The 18163-nt window shown below is 71.2% G+C and carries 9 protein-coding genes and 1 pseudogene; 7 read left to right on the plus strand and 3 right to left on the minus strand.

Annotated features, from left to right (window positions below; all coding sequences use genetic code 11):
- Positions 1-64 precede the first annotated feature (64 nt).
- Entirely contained in the window at positions 65-1570 is a 1506-nt protein-coding gene (locus ACYVOO_RS40290; RefSeq protein WP_461020691.1) for an FG-GAP-like repeat-containing protein, read from the minus strand.
- Positions 1571-1875: 305 nt separating this feature from the next.
- On the opposite strand from ACYVOO_RS40290, the pseudogene ACYVOO_RS40295 reads away from it, so the two are divergent.
- A pseudogene (locus ACYVOO_RS40295) lies at positions 1876-2439 on the plus strand (HAD family hydrolase); the annotation flags it as partial.
- A gap of 219 nt (positions 2440-2658) precedes the next feature.
- On the opposite strand, the gene ACYVOO_RS40300 reads toward ACYVOO_RS40295, so the two are convergent.
- Together ACYVOO_RS40300 and ACYVOO_RS40305 are read right to left on the minus strand one after the other, a co-directional pair.
- Entirely contained in the window at positions 2659-2943 is a 285-nt protein-coding gene (locus ACYVOO_RS40300; protein ID WP_461020705.1) for an acyl carrier protein, read from the minus strand.
- A gap of 62 nt (positions 2944-3005) precedes the next feature.
- Positions 3006-4730, minus strand: coding sequence for a fatty acyl-AMP ligase (locus tag ACYVOO_RS40305; RefSeq protein WP_461020692.1), 1725 nt, complete (start codon positions 4728-4730; stop codon positions 3006-3008).
- A 390-nt stretch (positions 4731-5120) separates the two neighbouring features.
- On the opposite strand from ACYVOO_RS40305, the gene ACYVOO_RS40310 reads away from it, so the two are divergent.
- The 6 genes from ACYVOO_RS40310 to ACYVOO_RS40335 all read left to right on the plus strand — a co-directional run.
- Positions 5121-11714, plus strand: coding sequence for an amino acid adenylation domain-containing protein (locus tag ACYVOO_RS40310; protein WP_461020693.1), 6594 nt, complete (start codon positions 5121-5123; stop codon positions 11712-11714).
- Positions 11715-12016: 302 nt separating this feature from the next.
- Positions 12017-13201 (plus strand): efflux RND transporter periplasmic adaptor subunit, encoded by a 1185-nt coding sequence (locus tag ACYVOO_RS40315; RefSeq protein WP_461020694.1) that lies wholly within the window; start codon positions 12017-12019, stop codon positions 13199-13201.
- The gene (locus ACYVOO_RS40320; RefSeq protein WP_461020695.1) at positions 13198-13938 is read left to right on the plus strand and encodes an ABC transporter ATP-binding protein; all 741 of its coding nucleotides are present in this window, start codon (positions 13198-13200) and stop codon (positions 13936-13938) included. The genes ACYVOO_RS40315 and ACYVOO_RS40320 overlap by 4 nt, the downstream gene beginning before the upstream one ends.
- Positions 13935-15128, plus strand: coding sequence for an ABC transporter permease (locus tag ACYVOO_RS40325; RefSeq protein WP_461020696.1), 1194 nt, complete (start codon positions 13935-13937; stop codon positions 15126-15128). The genes ACYVOO_RS40320 and ACYVOO_RS40325 overlap by 4 nt, the downstream gene beginning before the upstream one ends.
- 161 nt (positions 15129-15289) lie before the next feature.
- Positions 15290-15769 carry a hypothetical protein gene (locus tag ACYVOO_RS40330; protein ID WP_461020697.1) on the plus strand — a complete coding sequence of 160 codons (480 nt, stop codon included), beginning with the start codon at positions 15290-15292 and terminating at the stop codon, positions 15767-15769.
- A gap of 484 nt (positions 15770-16253) precedes the next feature.
- The coding region (locus tag ACYVOO_RS40335; protein ID WP_461020698.1) for a condensation domain-containing protein at positions 16254-18163 on the plus strand (1910 nt) is incomplete at its 3' end.

Consider the following 18163-nt stretch of genomic DNA (forward strand, 5'->3'; position numbering starts at 1 on the left):
GCCGCCCCAGGGCCCCGAGGGCCCCGGACCTCAGCCTGGACCTCGGCCCGGGCTCAGTCCTGGCTCAGTCCGGGCCCCACAGCGGCGCGTACGCCGAGCCGCCGAAGGAGGCACCCAGCACGTTCGTCCCCCACCAGGCGTCGAGCGCTGCCGGGCCGAAGGAGAACGACCCGGTGGCGGTGAGGCTGCCGGACGCGCCCGGCAGCGACCAGACCGCTCCGCTGGAGTCGTTCTCGCCCGGCGCGGAGGCCGCGAGGTCGGCCTTGCCGTCGGCGCCGTAGTCCATGAGCTGGATGGCACTGCCGAAGTGGTCCCCCTGCTCGGCGACCCCGGTGACGCCCGCGGTGTCCTGGTGGAACGCCTGCGCCCCGGCGCCGGTCAGACCCGTCGACGAGCCCTTGAGCAGCACCGTCGCGCCCGCCGCCTTCGCGGTGCCGACGGCCTCGTACGGCACTCCGACGGCGAGGTCTGCGTAGCCGTCACCATTGGCGTCACCGGCCGAGAGCGTGCCGCCGAACTGGTCGTCCGCCTCACTGGTGCCCGGGACGCCGGAGGTGTTCTGCGTGAAGGTGGCCGTGCGGGTGCCGGGCCCGCTCGCGGTTCCGTAGCTCACCTTCACGGTGCCGGGGTCGTACGGCAACTCCTCGTAGAGCCCGGTGACGGCGCGGTAGGCGAGGTCGCCGTACCCGTCCTTGTCGAAGTCGCCGACGGCGCCCGTCGCGGCGTAGGGCAGGGTGCGCTCAAAGGTGAGACCGCCAGGGCCGCCCATGAACAGTCGGGACAGCTCACTGGACTCCTCGAAGGACTGGCACACCACGACGTCGTCGGCGCCGTCCCCGTTCAGATCGCCCACGATGACGGAGGGAACGGAACTCTCCAGGTTCCCCAGCTCGACCGGTGTGATGTCGGCGGGCTCTCCCGAGCGGGTGAACGGCCCCTGGAGCACGGCGAATCCGTGATCGCCGCCGCGCGACACCAGCAGGTCCTGTCCGCCGTCGCCGTTGTAGTCACCGGCGTAGACGTGATGCCCGTACCGGTAGTTGTCCTGGACACCGGTCGACAGCAGCTTGGCGCCCTGGCCGCTCAGCCCGTTCGCACCGCCCCACAGCAGGGTCACCGAGCCCCAGCCGCCGGGGTCCGAGCCGTCCGGATCGTCGAACCGCTCGCCGGGGCTGACGACGACCAGATCGGTGAACCCGTCACCGTCGTAGTCACCGCCCACCAGCCGGTAGCCGAACTGGTCGCCCAGCTCCGAGGCGCCGGGCACCCCGGGCGTGTTCTGCTCGATGACCGTCTTGCCTGCCGTGCGCAGGCCGGAGGCCGAGCCGTATGTGACGGCCACATAGCCCGTGGAGGTCTCCTCCCCGTACTTTCCGGGCGCGCCGATGGCGAGGTCCTGGTAACCGTCGCCGTTGAAGTCCTGCCGTATCTGCTGGGCCTGTTGCCCGTGCTGCCCCTGTTGCCCTTGCTGGGCCTGCTGCGACGGAGCCGCCTGCGCCGTACAGGTCAACGCGCCGGCGACCAGGACCCCGAGCCCGGCCGCCAGCACCCGTCTTGCGCGATGTCTCATCAGAAACCGCCCCTCCCGTGCCCACTCGGGCACCGTGGGAGCAAGTGTGCGGGACAACGGCGCCGTGGCACAGGAGCGTGCTGGTACTCCTGGCATTCCGCACTCCTGGCGTTGCGCCACGCGCGGGCCCCGGTCGCGTCCTCCATGGTTCACCAGGTTCAACACCTTCCCGGCCGGAGCTTCTCGTCCGGAAGGGGCGGCGGCTGTTCTCCTGGGAGGACCGGCAGGTCCAGACGTCGGCGCTCCGGGCGGGCTTCGGCGTACTACGGACTGTGTACCGCGTCCTGGCCCCGCGAAGGGTACCGATGAAAGCCGCACTCGCTGTTCTGGACCTCGACGGAACGCTCCTGGAGGGCTTTCTCGCGGAGGCCGTGACCAAGGTCCTGTTGGCCGTCCCAGGAGCTGAGGTCTGCGCCGTTCGCCGCGCACGCTCGGCGATCGACGCCTATCGCGCACGGGTCATCGACCACGACGAATGCGCGGCCCACTTCCACGACGCCTACGCACGCAGCGTCAGGGGGCTCCCCGCCGCTGTTCTGGGCGAGGTGGGCGCGCAGGGCTGGAGGCTTGCGCGCGGGCAGCTCTTCCCGCACGCCCGGCGGCTGGTCAGAGCGCTGCGGGCCCAGGGCTTCTCCCCGTGTCTGCTCTCCGGCAGCCCCCAGGAGGCGGTCCTGCACGCGGCCCGGGACCTGGGGGTGGAACACGCCTGGGGGCTGGTGCTGGAGACCGACCCTCACGGCCGGTGCACGGAACGCTACCTCCGCGCTCCGGCGAGCAGCGGAGTCAAGGGAGCGATCCTGCGAGAGGCCACCGCCGGGATTCCCGTCGACTGGCGGCAGTCCCTCGCGATGGGGGACTCCCCGTCCGACATCGACGTGCTCGACATGGTCGGGCACCCTCTCGCCTACGAACCTGACGCACAGTTGCGTGCGATAGCTGTCGCGAAAGGCTGGACCGTCGTGGACAGGACGACGGTCCTGGACATCTGCGGACGACTGCGGCCGGAGACCGGAGCGACGAAGCCCCACGAACGGCCACCCGTCACCTGGTCCGGGGAAGCAGTGTCCAACGCCTTCTCGAACCTGAGATCAACTCGGCGCGGGCCGGGCGGCCAACTGGCCGGCCAGCGACTCGGCGAGGGAGGCCACGGTAGGGAACTCCCAGACGGCGTTGGGGTCGATCTCGAAGCCCACATGGTCTTCGACCGTGGTGAGAAGGGTGACGGCCTTGACCGAATCCAGGCCGTACGCGGACATGGGCACAGTCGGATCGACTTCCCCCTGCGGGAGCCGCAGCTCCTCGGCCAGGCGGGCGCAGAGCCACTCCTGGAGTTCGGCGTGGAGCGTGTCGGCACCGGCGTTCTGCATGTGCATGGGAGCCCTTCGGGTGAGTGGACCAGTACGTCGCGGCCCGGACGGGACGTTGAAGACACCCTCTAGCGAGGGTCCTGGTAGAGGGGGGTCAGCAGGCCCTGGTGGAAGAGGTCCCGCATTGCCGCGCGGCGCACCTTGCCGCTCGTCGTGCGCAGGACACTGCCGGGCTTGAGCAGCGCCACGCTGTCGACGCTGATGCCGAACTCGCGCCCCACCGTGTGCCGGATACCGGCCGCGAGAGCGGGCAACTCGTCGTGCCGCATGTGGCGCACCTCGTGCGTGACGACGACCATGGACTCGTCGCCGCCATGGGCGTGGCCAGGACCGCCGAACACCACGCCCGCGTTGCCCAACTCCGGGTGCTGGGCGCGCAGTTCCTGCTCCACGTCCTGGGGGTAGACGTTGCGCCCGTGCACGATGATGACGTCCTTGAGCCGCCCGTGCACGTACAGCTCACCTTCGTGCAGCACGCCGATGTCGCCGGTGCGGAGGTGGCCGCGGTCGCCGTTCGCGGTGACGGCGTCGAAGGTCTCCGCGTTGTCGTCCCGCTGCCAGTAGCCGGGGGAGATGCTGCGACCGCGCAGCCAGATCTCTCCGAGGGAGCCTTCCGGGAGCACCTCACGGGACGTCGGGTCGACCACGCGGATCTCCACCGCGGGGGTGGGCACACCGCAACTGACGATCTCGCGCGTCCTGGCCGCTCCGGTGGCCGGGGCGAACGTGCCCCGCGCGAGCGCGTCGAGGTCCACTTCGCGGGTCACGGGTCGCCGGCCCGGGTGCCCGGAGACGAACACGGTCGCCTCGGCGAGGCCGTAGACGGGGACCAGCGCCTCCGGGCGGAGTCCGGAGGCCGCGAACTTGGCGCCGAAGCCGGCGAGGGTGTCCGGTGCGATGGGCTCCGAGGCACAGCCGGCCAGGTCCCAGCGGGACAGGTCCAGCGTGGCCGCCTGCTCCTCGCTGACCTTGCGTGTGCACAGCTCGAAGGCGAAGTTGGGAGCGAACGACACGGTCAGGCCCTCGCTCTCGATCAACTGGAGCCAGCGCAGCGGCCGTCGGACGAAAGCCAGCGGTTCCATCAGCACGCTTCTGTCGCCGCGCAGCAGCGGCCACAGGAACACGTTGAGCCCCATGTCGTGGTACAGCGGCAGCCAGCCGCCCGAAGGCCCGCGCCACTGGAGCGCTCGCATGCCCTCGTCGCTGTTGAACAGGAACTGGTCGTGCTGGATGACCGTGCCTTTGGGGGTGCCGGTCGATCCCGACGTGTACTGGAGCAGGGCCGTCGTCGACCGGTCCAGCGACGGGGGCGCCCAGCCCCGTGGGTCGCCGAATCCGGGCTTGTCACCCGCGGCGGCGCGGATCGTGGTGACGTCCATGTCCCTCATCCACGTGTGCACCTCGTCCAGATGCCGGGACGTGGTCAGCGCGGCGGTGGCGCCGGAGTCGGCGGCGATCGCGGCGAGCCGCTTGCGGTGGTGCGGATAGCGGCCCGGAAGCGGAGCCGGGACAGCGATCATTCCGGCGTAAAGGCAGCCGAAGAAGGCCGCGGCGAACTCAAGGCCGTTGGGGTGGAGCAGGAGCACGCGGGAGCCCGGGGGGACGTTCTCCCGCAGCCACGCCGCGCGGCCGCGCGCCTCCTCGTCGAGCTGGGCGTACGACCAGCGCACCATGCCGCCGGTGAGGTCGTCGGGGTCGGCGAGGAACGCGACCGCCTCGGCGGCCGGCTGGGCCGCCACCCGCTCACGGAACAGTGTCACCAGGTCGGGTGCGTCGGCCAGGGAATGCGACATGGGTTCGTCCTCCGCGACTGGCTTGGGATCGGGACGGTGACGGACTCCTCAACCGGTGCGGAGCCGATTCCTCAGTCCCACCGGCGGTTCCGGCCATCACCGAATCCATTCTCATCGAGGCAGGCAATTCTCATCGAGTCTCATCGAGTCTCATCGAGGTGGGCGATCGACGATCGCCGACAGTACCTGTGCGCCGCAAACCCGGGAATATCGCGCGTCGGCGTTCAACCGCTGAAATGCCGCAGTTGAACAGCCGGGACCGCACCCGCACCCGCATGTGCCGGGCCGTCAATTGACGTCCCTTCGGCGACTGGTGAGGATGTGCGCACTGAAATGAACCGGAACACCGCTGTGACCGAGGCTCATTCACTCTCCGAAGGGGAACGGATCGTGTCCATTCCGCTGGTCGGTTCCGACGGAGACCCTTATGAGAACGTCGAGCTGGGAGAGCTGACATCGGCTCAGCTCGGTATCTGGTATGCCCAGCAGATTGCGCCGGACAATGTTCCGTACAACATTGCCGAATGCCTTGAGATCCGCGGGGGCGTGGATCTGGACGTGTTCGTGCGGGCCCTGCGGCAGGTGCTCTCCGACGTCGACGCGTACCGTCTCCGTTTCCGCGTGGTGGACGGGCAACCTCGGCATTACGTCGACGTCACCGCCGATGTTCCCGTGCGCGTCATCGACGTCAGTGCCGAGGCCGACCCTCGGGCCACCGCCGAACGATGGATGCGGGCTGAGCTGCGCCGTCCGGTCGACCTGACGGGCCGGAGCCCCCTGTTCACCTGCGCCGTGCTCTCCCTGGGAGAGGGCCATCTGCTCTGGTACCACCGCGCCCACCACCTGGTCATGGACGCGCACAGCGGCGCGCTGATCGCCACCCGCGTGGCGGCCACGTACTCCGCGCTGTCGGCGGGCGCGGACCCCGGCGGGGGCGACGCGTTCGAGCCGTTCTCGGCGTTGGTGGAGGCGGACCGTGAGTACCGGATGTCTCCGGACATCGGCTCGGACCGGGCGTTCTGGCTGGCTGTCCTGGACGGTCTGCCGGACCGGGCCGCACCGGCCGCACCGGCCGCACCGGCCGGACGGGAAGGCCAGGGGGGACAGGGGACGCCCTCGCGCGCCAGCGTCGAACTCGGCCCGGAGCGCGGCGCCGAACTCAGGGACGCCGCCCGCCGGTTGAAGACGAGCCTCGCCGTCCTGGTCATCGCGGCAGCGGCCGTCCACGAGCACCGGACCACCGGGACCCGGGACATCGTTCTCGGGGTGCCCGTACCCGGCCGCGTCGGGTGGCGCGAGGGGCAGACCCCGGGCATGACCGCGAACATCATGCCGGTGCGGTTGGACGTCACGCCCGGGACGCCCGTCGCGGAGATCGTCCGCCGCACCGGACGGGCGATCGGCCGAGGACTGCGCCACCACCGGTACCGCTACGCGGACATGATCCGGGACCTGCAACTCGGCGACGGGGCCTCCCTGTGCGGGCTGATCGTCGACGTCATGAGCTTTGCCTACCCCATGCGGTTCGGCGACGCGGAAGTGACCGTCAGGAACCTGACCCAAGGGCCGACCATGGACCGGCGGCTGGCGGTCTACGACCGCTCGGGCCGGTCGTCGGACCGGTCGCCGGTCCAGATCGACGTGGACGCCGACCGCGGCCGGAACGGGCCGTCCGCCGCCGGTGACCTGCTGCGCCGCTTCCGCCGGATCCTGGACTGGATGGTGACGGCGGCGCCGCAGACCCCGCTCGGCGACGCGGAGATCCTCGACGAGGACGAGTGGTTCCAGGTCGTGCGCGGCTGGAACGACACCGCGGCCGACCTGCCGCGGGTGACCGTACCGCGGATGATCGACGCGCAGGTGGCGCGTACACCGGACGGCACCGCGGTCGTCTCGGCCGACGGCGCGACGGCGTACGCGGAGCTGGACGCCCGTGCCGAACGGCTCGCGCGGCACCTGCGCGCGTCGGGCGCGTGCCCTGAGTCGGTGATCGGGCTGTGCCTGCCGCCGGGTCCGGAGATGATCGCGGCGATCCTGGGCGTCTGGCGGGCAGGCGCCGCCTACCTGCCCATCGATCCCCGGCAGCCGGTGGAGCGGACCGCGTTCCAGCTCGCCGACGCCCGGGCCGCCCTGCTCGTGGCCACCGGCGAGCTGCTGGAGGACCTCCCGGCCGGACGCGTACGCACCGTCTCGGTGGACGACCTGGCCACAACCGGCGCACCCGCACCCGCACCCGCACCCGCACCCGCACCCGCACCCGCACCCGGACCCGCGCCCGCGCCCGCGCCGGAACCGGACGGGCTGGCGTACGTCATCTACACCTCGGGCTCGACCGGCAAGCCCAAGGGCGTCGCCGTGACGCACCGCTCCCTGGCGAACTACGTGGCATCGGCGCGGGAACGGCTCGGTCTCGGCGGCGAGGGCGCCCGGTACGCGGTGCTCCAGCCGCAGGTGACCGACCTGGGATACACGATGGTCTTCTGCTCGCTGGCCACCGGCGGGGAACTGCACGTCCTCGACCCCGACACCGTGCTCGACCCGGCCGCGGTCTGCGGCTACCTCGCCGACCACCGGATCGATCACCTCAAGGCCGTTCCGTCCCATCTGGCGGCGCTCTCGGCACCGACAGGACCCGAGAGCGTGCTGCCGGCCCGCTCGCTGGTGCTCGGCGGCGAGGCCGCGCCCCCGGACTGGGCCCGCGCCCTGCTGGAGGCGGCCGGGGAGCAGGGGCGGGAGGTCTACAACCACTACGGCCCCACCGAGACCACCATCGGGGTCACCACCACCCGGCTGGCCCCCGACGACGTCGCGGACGGCGACGTCCCGATCGGCGCGCCCATCGACGGCGTACGGGTCTACGTCCTCGACGCCGCGCTGCGCCCGGCACCGGTGGGAGTGACCGGGGAGCTGTACGCGGCGGGCGACGCACTGGCACGGGGCTATGTGAACCGGCCCGGGCTCACCGGCGAGCGGTTCGTGGCCTGCCCGTTCGAGCGCGGGACGCGGATGTACCGGACGGGAGACCGGGCCCGCTGGGGCCGCGACGGGCGGCTGGTGTTCGCGGGCCGCGCGGACGACCAGGTCAAGATCCGGGGCTTCCGGGTCGAGCCCGGGGAGGTCGAGAGCGCCCTCGCCGCCCATCCCGAGGTGGCGCGGGCCGCCGTCGTCGCCCGGCAGCACCCGCCGGTTGGCGGCCAGGGCGTGCCCGGGGCGGCGGAGCTGGTCGCGTACGTCGTCCCCGACGACCCGACGGCCGCGGACGGGCCCACCGACGGGCTCACCGACGGGCTCGCGGACCGGGTAAGGGAACATCTGAGGGACCGGCTGCCCGACCACATGGTCCCCGCCTCGGTCGTCGTGCTCGGCGAACTGCCGCTGACCGGGAACGGGAAGCTGGACCGCAAGGCGCTGCCGTCGCCGGGCCGCGTGCCGGGCGCGGGCCGCGCACCGGCCGGCGCGGAAGAGGAGTTCCTCTGCGAGGCGTTCGCCCGCGCGCTCGGCCGGGACGTGGTCGGCCCGGACGAGGACTTCTTCGCCCTCGGCGGCAACTCGCTCGTGGCCGTGGCTTTGGTGGAGGACCTGCGGACGCGCGGGATCTCCGTCTCGGTGCGCGCACTGTTCCTCACCCCGACCCCGGCGAAGCTGGCCGAGGTCTCGGGCCCGGAGCAGGTGGCGGTGCCGGAGAACCGGATACCCGAGGGCGCGACCGAGATCACTCCCGGCATGCTGCCGCTCGTCGAGCTGTCCGAGGCGGAGCTCGCGCGCGTCCTGGACCATGTCGACGGCGGGGCGGCCAACGTCGCGGACGTGTACCCCCTGGCCCCGTTGCAGGAGGGGATCCTCTTCCACCATCTGGCGCGAGCCGAGGGCGACCCCGACGTCTACCTGCGGTCAGCGGTGCTGGAGTTCGACTCACGGGAGCGACGTGACGGGTTCTTCGACGCGCTGCGGCAAGTGTTGAACCGGCACGACATCTACCGCACCGCGTTCGTCTCCGACGGTCTGCGCGAGCCGGTGCAGGTGGTCTCGCGCCGGGTCGCACTTCCGGTCGAGAAGGTCGAGAGAGACCCGGGCCAGGACCCGGTGGAGCAGTTGCTGGCCGCGGCCGGACCGTGGATGGAGCTGGACCGGGCCCCGCTGTTGAGGGCGCACGTCCTCACCGAGCCGAGCGACGGGTGCTGGCTGGCCGTACTGCGCGTCCATCACATGGTGCAGGACCCCACGACGCTGCGGGTTCTCATCCAGGAGGTCCGCGAGTTCCTGGCGGGACGGGGCGACCGGCTGCCGCCGCCGCTGCCGTACCGGAACTTCGTGGCCCAGACGCGACTGGGCACGCCCGCGGCGGAACACACGCGCTACTTCGCCGGTCTGCTCGGTGACGTCACGGAGACGACCGCTCCCTTCGGACTGCTGGACGTGCACGGTGACGGCGCCGCGGTGGTACGCGCGCGCGTACGGGTCGACGACGGGCTCGGCGCACGGATACGCGACGTGGCGTCGGCGTCCGCTGTGAGCCCGGCGACGATCTTCCACCTGGCCTGGGCCCGCGTGCTCGCGGCACTGTCGGGGAGCGACGACGTCGTGTTCGGCACGGTGCTGGCCGGCCGGATGAACGCGGGGGCCGGTGCCGACCGGGTGCCCGGCCTGTTCCTCAACACCCTGCCCCTGCGGGTGGGCGTCGACGGGCGTGGTGCGGCGGACGCGCTGGCCGGGCTGCGCCGTCAGCTGGCCGAGCTGCTGGAGCACGAGCAGGCGCCGCTGGCACTCGCCCAGAAGGCGAGCGCCGTGCCACCCGGCAGGCCGCTGTTCACCTCCCTCGTCAACTACCGGCGCGACCCGTCGGCCGACGAGTCCGACATCGGTCTCGAAGGGGTCAGACTGCGCTCCGCCAAGGAACGCACCAACTACCCGATAACGCTGATCGTCCGCGACACCGATTCCGCGTTCGACGTCACCGTCGACGCACTGGCGCCTGCCGACGCCACCCGGATCTGCGCACTCCTGCACATCTGCCTGGACAACCTGGCCACGGCCCTGGCCGACGCTCCGGGCACCCCGTTCGTCGCGGTGGACGTCCTCGGCCCGGCCGAACGCGGGCAACTCCTCGACGAGTTGAACAGGACCGCGGCACCGGTGCTGGACCGGACGTCGCAGGGCCGGACGGTGCCGGGGCTGTTCGCCGCGCAGGTGGCGCGTACCCCGGAGGATGTCGCCCTGGTCTGCTCAGGTGTCGAGGTCGGTTACCGGGAGCTGCGGGAGCGGTCAGCGCGGCTGGCCCGTCTGCTGCGCGACACCGGCGTCGGAACCGAGTCGGTGGTGGCACTCTGCCTGCCACGCGGCATCGAGATGGTGACCGCGATCCTCGCCGTATGGCAGGCCGGGGCCGCCTACCTGCCGCTGGACCCGGCCCAGCCCGCGGCCAGAACCGCCTACATGCTCGACGACAGCCGGGCCTCGGTGCTGGTCGGCACCGCCGAGGTGCTGGACGACATGCCGGCGACAGGAAGGGTCCGCACCCTCTGCCTGGACGACCCGGCAGTGGTGTCGGCACTGGCGGCGCAGCCCGCGACGCCCTTCGACACCGGCGCGCGGCCCGGCCATCTGGCGTACGTGATCTACACCTCCGGATCCACCGGGCGGCCGAAGGGCGTCGCCGTCACCCACGGGAACCTGGCCAACTATGTGATCCACGTGCCGCGGCGGGTGGGCTTCGGAGCCGTCGGCGGGCGGTACGCACTGCTTCAGCCGGCCGTGACGGATCTGGGGAACACGGTCCTGTTCACCAGTCTGACCACGGGCGGCGAGCTGCATGTACTGGACGCCGGCGCTGTGACGGACCCGGTCGCCGTCGCCGGGTATCTGGCCCGGCACGGGATCGACTTCGTGAAGGTGGTGCCCTCACACCTGGCCGCGCTCGGTGCCACCGGAGACCTGAGCTGGCTGCTGCCGCGGAGCGCGCTGGTGCTGGGTGGCGAGGCGGCTCCCACCGACTGGGCCGAGCAACTGCTCAAGGCGGCCGGGGACCTGCCGGTGTTCAACCACTACGGCCCCACGGAGACCACGATCGGGGCCGTGACCGCACGGCTCGACCGCGCACCCGTGACCGCCGGCACGGTCCCCATCGGGACGCCGGTGGCCAACACGACGGTGCATGTGCTCGACGACGCGCTGCGGCCGGTGCTCGCGGGAGTGGCGGGGGAGCTGTACGTGGCCGGGGCGCAGGTGGCGCGCGGCTACGTGGGCCACCCCGGTCAGACCGCGGAGCGCTTCGTGGCCAGCCCGTTCGGGGACGGGGCGCGGATGTACCGGACGGGGGACCGGGCCCGCTGGTCCGACGGCGGATTCCTGGAGTACCTGGGGCGGACGGACGAGCAGGTCAAGATCCGCGGGTTCCGGGTGGAACCCGGCGAGGTCCGGTCGGTGCTCGCGAGACACCCGGCCGTGACGCAGGCCGCGGTGATCGCCCGGGAGGACACGCCGGGTGACAAGCGCCTGACCGCGTACGTCGTGCCGGCGGACCAGAGCGCCGACGGCGCGGGTGCGCTGACCGAGGCGGTGCGGCGGTTCGCCCAGGAGAACTTGCCGCGGCACATGGTGCCCGACGTGGTGGTACCGCTCGCCGGGCTGCCGTTGACCGGCAACGGGAAGCTCGATCGCGGCGCGTTGCCGGAACCGGACCGGGCGGCGGCAGCGGGGGCGGGACCGCAGCCGGCCGACGAGCGGGAGGCGGCGCTGTGCGAGGCGTTCGCGGAGATCCTCGGGCTGCCCGCGGTCGGTGTACGGGACGACTTCTTCGTCCTCGGCGGGCACTCGCTGCTGGCGACGAAGCTGGTCAGCCGGGTGCGGGTGGTGCTGGGCGAGGAACTCCCGATCCACGAGCTGTTCGACAAGCCCACCCCGGCCGCTCTCGCCACCTGGCTGGCGACCCGGGCCGACGACGAGAAGCGGGCCAGGCCGCGGCTGCGGCCGATGCGGGCGCGATAGCGCAGGCCGTCCGCCTGCCCGTCCGCCCCCTCCGTCTGTCCGTCCGGGCGTCCTGGAGTGCTGGAGTGCCGGAGGCCGTTCAACCCCGGCCTCGCCGCGGTTGAACGGCGGGGCGCGGTGACGGTTTCCGCGTCGTCCTGCCGTAAGGAGCGCAGCGGGGATGAGCTAACCGCCGGGAAACCTGCCGCACAGCACCCTGATGGTCATGCAGACGAAGTCACCTTTCACCGCTACGACGGCAGTGGTCCGCTGCCTCGGCCCGATCCGCGGCGAGGCCGAGCGGACCACGCGGAGGCTGAGCCATGTGGGAATCTGAGGCCACCCGGGAGAGCCTGCCCGAGCAGGAACGCTGGACAGAGCCGGAAATCGACTCCGCCGAGGAGCGGTACGAGGCGTCGTCGCCGCCGCGTCGGCGCAGGCGCGGAGTCTGGGTGATGCTCGGCGGGGTCGTCGTGCTGGTGATCGGCGGGTCCGGCGCGGCGTACCTGGGGCAGGACGAAGACAGCAAGCCGGCACGGTCGGCTAAGAAGCTGCCGACCGCGGGGGTGGTCCGCACCGACCTGATCGACACCACCGAGGTGGACGGCACGCTGGGCTATACGAGCGGCAGTGCGGTGCTCGCCGAGGGGGCGGGGCGGCTCACATGGCTCCCGCGCGTCGGCGACGTCATCGAGCGGGGCGACCGGGTCTACGCCATGGACGGCCACTCGGTACCGCTGTTCTACGGCTCGACGCCGTTCTGGCGGGATCTGAAGACGGGGATGTCCGACGGGCGCGACGTGCTGGAGCTGGAACGCAACCTGCTCGCACTCGGCTACGGCGACTACCTGAGCGTGGACGAGGAGTTCACCTCGGCAACCGCGGATGCCGTGAAGGACTGGCAGGAGGACCTCGGCGTGAAGGAGTCCGGCGTGGTCGCGCCGGGCGACGTGGTGATGCGCGCGGGGAAGTTGCGGGTGAGCGAGGTCGAGGCTCAGCTCGGCGCACCGGCCAAGGGACCGGTACTGACCGGCGGCAGCACACGGCAGCGGATCACCGTGGATCTGCCGGTGACCGACCTGGAGATGGCGAAGGTGGGCGCGAAGGTGACGGTGAAGCTGCCGGGTGACGAGAGCGCCACCGGCCGGATCTCCTCGATCGGCAAGGTGGCGGCCGCCGGGAAGACCAACTCCAAATCCCAGACCGGGCAAGGCACCGAGAACGCCACCATCCCCATCTACGTCGCGCTGGAGAAGAACAGCGGCGCGGAGAAGCTGGACGGTTCCCCCGTGACCGTCGGCTTCACCAGCGCCGAGCACAAGGACGTGTTGGCGGTGCCGGTGAACGCGCTGCTGGCATCGGCGAACGGCACCTACCAGGTGAAGGTCGTGAACGCGGCCGGGAAGGTGCGGACCGTGCCGGTCAAGCTCGGCCTTTTCGAAGCCGACATGGTCGAGGTGAAGGGCGACCTCTCGGCGGGCATGAAGGTGCAGGTGCCCCGCTCATGAGCCAGAGCATCAGCACCGCGGAAGGGCTGACGCCCACGGAACCGACCGCCGACCGGTCGGCCGCGGTCATCGAGGTGGACAACTGCACCAAGGAGTACCCCGGTGGCGTGTGGGCACTGCGCCGGGTCTCGCTCGCCGTCCATGAGGGTGAGCTGATGGCGATCCTGGGGCCGTCCGGATCCGGAAAGTCGACGCTGCTGAACCTGATGGGGACCCTGGACAAGCCGAGCAGCGGCCGGGTCCTCATCCAGGGACACGACGTCGCCAATGTTCCCGACCGGCGGCTCGCCGCGGTCCGCGCCCACTGGATCGGCTTCGTCTTCCAGCAGTTCTTCCTCACCTCGCACCTCTCCGCCGTGGACAACGTGGCGACCGGGCTGCTCTACCACGGCATACCGCCCCGGGAACGACGCAGGCTGGCGAAGGCCGCGCTGGAGCGGGTCGGGCTCGGCCACCGGCTGGGCCACCGTCCGAACCAGATGTCGGGTGGCGAGAAGCAGCGCGCCGCGATTGCCCGGGCGGTCGTCGGCAATCCGCCGCTCGTGCTCGCGGACGAGCCGACCGGCAACCTCGACACGAAGTCGGGTGAGGGTGTGCTGGAACTGCTCGCGGAACTGAACCGCGACGGCACCGCCGTCGTGGTGATCACCCATGACATGGAGGTCGCGGCTGCGCTGCCGCGGCGTCTGGAGATCCGCGACGGGCGGATCTACGCCGATTCGGGGATGCCGGCATGAAGGCCCTGCCCAACGCAGCCCGGCTGCGCACCCGTGACCTGGCCGTCGTCGGCGTCGACGGACTGCGCGGCCGGCCGCTGCGCGCCGTGCTCTCCGCGCTCGGCATCGCCATCGGTGTCGCCGCCATGATCGGCCTGGTGGGCATCAGCACCTCCAGCCGGGCCGGGCTGATCGCCGACATCGAGAAGCTGGGCACCAACCTGCTGACCGTCGAGCCCGGCACGACGCTGACGGGCAAGGACTCGGAACTGCCCAAGAGCGCGGAAGACATGGTCTCCCGTGTCCCCGGGGTGACCAGCGTGTCCGCGGTCGGAAAGGTCGAGGACGCGACCGCCCGCCGCACCGACAAGATCGACGCCGACACCACCAACGGCATCGCGGTGCAGGCCAGCCGGACCGACCTGCTCAAGACCCTCGGCGGCAAGATGCGCTCCGGCACCTTCCTCAACGCCGCCACCAGCAAATACCCGGTGGTCGTGCTGGGAACCGACGCCGCCGGGCGGCTCGGCATCGACCGCGCCGGAGCCCACGTCTACATCGACGGACGGTGGTTCATGGTCGTCGGGATCCTCGACGAGGTCGACCTCGCGCCCGAGGTCGACCGCGCCGCCCTCATCGGCTGGTCGTACGCGGAGAAGCTGGGGTTCGACGGGAACATCACCACCCTCTATGAGAAGTCCACGGACGCGACGGTGGACAAGGTGCGCAGCGTGCTGGGGTACACCGTGAACCCCGAGCACCCGGAGGAGGTGGCGGTCAGCCGTCCGTCGGACGCGCTCACGGCCCAGGCCGCCGCGGAACGCACCTTCAACGCGCTGTTCTTCGGACTCGGCGCCATCGCCCTGCTGGCGGGCGGCGTCGGCATCGCGAACATCATGGTCATCTCGGTGCTGGAGCGACGGCAGGAGATCGGGCTGCGCCGCTCGCTGGGCGCCACCCGTGGGCAGATCAGACTCCAGTTCCTCACCGAATCGGTGACCCTGTCAGCACTGGGCGGGGCCGCCGGAGTGCTCATCGGGCTCGGCACCTGCGTCGGATACGCCGTCTATCGGGGCTGGCCCACCGTCCTGCCCGCCGATGCCATCGTCGGCGGCGCGCTGGCCGCCGTCCTCATCGGAGCGCTGGCCGGCGTCTATCCGGCCCGCCGCGCGGCCAACCTCACGCCCACCGAAGCCCTCGCCACGAACTGACCGGTCATCCCCCGAGCCGGTCACAGGGGTGCCTCCGCTTTCACCGACGCGGAGGCACCCCGCCTTCATGTCCGCCGCCGTGCTTCCGTTCCCGTTCCCGTTCTCGCTCCCGCTGGAGACGGTCACCGCGGGGAAACCTGTCGGCGGCAACGCTTGTGGGCATGAAGACACAGATTCTTGCCGCGGTGACCCTCGCGGCTGTCGCCACGTTCGGGCTGACCGCTTGCGGCGAGGACTCGTCCTCCGGCAGCGGGAAGTCGCTGTCGGATGAGGGCCCGCAGCAGCAGAGGTACCAGAAGTGCATGGAGGAACACGGCATGGACATGCCTGCCCCCGGCGAGGTGAAGGAGGGCGAGATGGATGTCCAGCAACCCGGGGAATCCTCCGCCGAGCAGGAGGCCGCGCGGATGGCCTGCGCGAAGTACGCGCCCGCCCAGGACGCCCCCGAGGACGTCTCGAAAGCCGACCAGGACCGCGCGCTGAAGAAGGCCGAGTGCTTGCGTAAAGAGGGGATCGACGCCAAGGATCCAGAGCCGGGAACGGTGGAAATCGGCATCGGGGAAGATTCCGATGTCTCCCAGGAGAAGCTCGTCGAGGCATTCTCTGTGTGCAACAAGAAATTTGGAGGCAAGCGCGGGTAGCGCTCCATAGATCGTGACCTTGGAGTCGGAGGCGGCGCGGGAACGGCGCGGGAACGGCGCGGGAACGGCTGACCCGCGAGAATTTCGGATTCCCTATGGCCGGGAACCTTCCCGCGCGCCTTCAACCTGGCCGCGCACCGCGACCCGCTGCCCGGCAGCGACCGGCTCTTCCACCTGGACGTCGGCTCCAAGGTCAAGCGAGTCGCCCCCACTCTCCTCGGGGCGCCGAACATCGTGGCCACCTGTTTGCACAAGGGCTCGGCCGACTCCGCCAAGGGCGCCGCCGCCGGCGCGAACACCGCACGGCTCGCCGTGGCGTTCAACTGCGCGAACGCATCGGTTGAACAAGGGATCGCATCGAATTAAGGAACCTTGCCAAGCCGTCCGCAGATGGACTGGAATGATCCTGCCGGCCGACTCGGGTGGTGTATCGGCGGTGGGCGGAATTACGGTGTGGCATCCGATGCGCTGAGGAGATGCATTGATGATCCCGTTGTCGTTCGCGCAGCGTCGGCTGTGGTTCCTGTCAAGGTTGGATAATTCGAGCCTCTCCTACAGCAATGTCATGGCTTTGGCGTTGCGGGGAGCCGTGAACGTGACGGCGCTTGACGCCGCCTTACGGGATTTGCTAATACGCCACGAATCCTTGCGCACAGTATTCCCCGACGTGGACGGCGAGCCTTACCAGCGCATCCTTGATCCGGGGGAGCTCGACTGGGGGCTGGCGGTCCGCCACGTCGCGCGCGAGGACGTGGACGAGGCCAGGCTGGAGGCGGCCCGCACCACCTTCGAGCTGTCCTCGGACGTGCCCATCCGCGCGTCGCTGCTCACGGCCGCGCCGGACGAGCATGTGCTGGTCCTGGTCGTGCATCACATCGCCACCGACGCCTCGTCCCACCGTCCGCTGGCACGTGACCTGTCGACGGCCTATGCGGCGCGGGTGCGCGGTGAGGCCCCGGTGTGGGAGCCGCTGCCCGTGCAGTACGCGGACTACACCCTCTGGCAGCAGGACCTGCTGGGGGAGGAGTCCGACCCGGACAGCCGGATCTCGGTCCAGTTGGACTACTGGCGGCGGGCGCTGGCCGGGGTGCCGGAGGAACTGGCGCTGCCTGCGGACCGCCCGCGGCCCGCCATGGCGGGTGACCGCGGACACCGGGTGCCGCTGACGGTGCCGGCCTCGGTGCACGAGCGGCTGGCAGAGGTGGCCAGGGCCGAAGGCGCGACGGTGTTCATGGTCCTTCAGACCGCGTTGGCGGTGCTGCTGTCGCGGCTCGGGGCCGGCACGGACATCCCGATCGGGTCGCCGGTCGCGGGGCGCACCGACGAGGCGCTGGACGACCTGATCGGGTTCTTCGTCAACACCCTGGTCATCCGCACCGACCTGTCGGACGATCCGGAGTTCCGCCAGGCGCTCGCCCGGGTCCGCAGGGCGAGCCTGGGGGCGTACGCGCACCAGGATGTGCCGTTCGAGCGGCTGGTGGAGGAGCTGGCACCGGAGCGGTCACTGGCCCGGCACCCGCTCTTCCAGGTCATGCTCACCCTCCAGAACACGGCACAGGCGTCCCTGGAGCTGCCAGGCATCACAGCCCAGCCGATCGCGCCGAACCTGCCCGTGGCGAAGTTCGACATCGATCTGAACCTGTCCGAGCACTTCGACGGCCAGGGCCGCCCGGCGGGTCTCAGCGGGCTCGTCACCGGCGCCGCTGACCTCTTCGAGATGCCGACCGTGGCGGCGATCGCCGAGCGGCTCGTGCGGGTGCTGGAGGCGGTGACCGCGGACCCGGACGTACGTCTGCACGCGGTGGACGTGCTCGACCCGCAGGAGCGGGACCGGATACTCACCGACTGGAACGACACGGCGGTCGCCGAACGGCCGGCACCCGTGCTGGAGATGTTCGCCGCCCACGCGCTCCGCGCCCCGGACGCGGTCGCGGTCGTGTGCGAGGGCGTGGAGGTCTCGTACGCGGAGCTGAACGCCAGGGCGAATCGGCTGGCCCACTGCCTGCGGAGCGCTGGGGTGGGGCCGGAGTCCGTCGTCGGACTGTGTCTCGCGCGCGGCGTGGAGATGATCGCCGCGATCCTGGGTGTGTGGAAGGCGGGAGCCGCCTATCTGCCGGTCGACGGGCAACTGCCGTTCGACCGGGTGGAGTTCATGCTCGCCGACGGCGGTGTGCGGCTGGTGCTGGCGGACCGGGACGAGTTCGGGGACCTGGCCGACGCGAGCCGCGCGCCGGTGGTGTGGCTGGACGACTCCGAGGCGTGGGACGGCGATGCTGAGGTGGCGCCGCAGGTGGCCGTGGACCCGGCTTCGTTGGCGTATGTGATCTATACGTCGGGGTCGACGGGGCGTCCGAAGGGTGTGGGGGTCTCGCATGGTTCGGTGGCGAATTTGGT

It is taken from the genome of Streptomyces daliensis, from assembly GCF_054782395.1.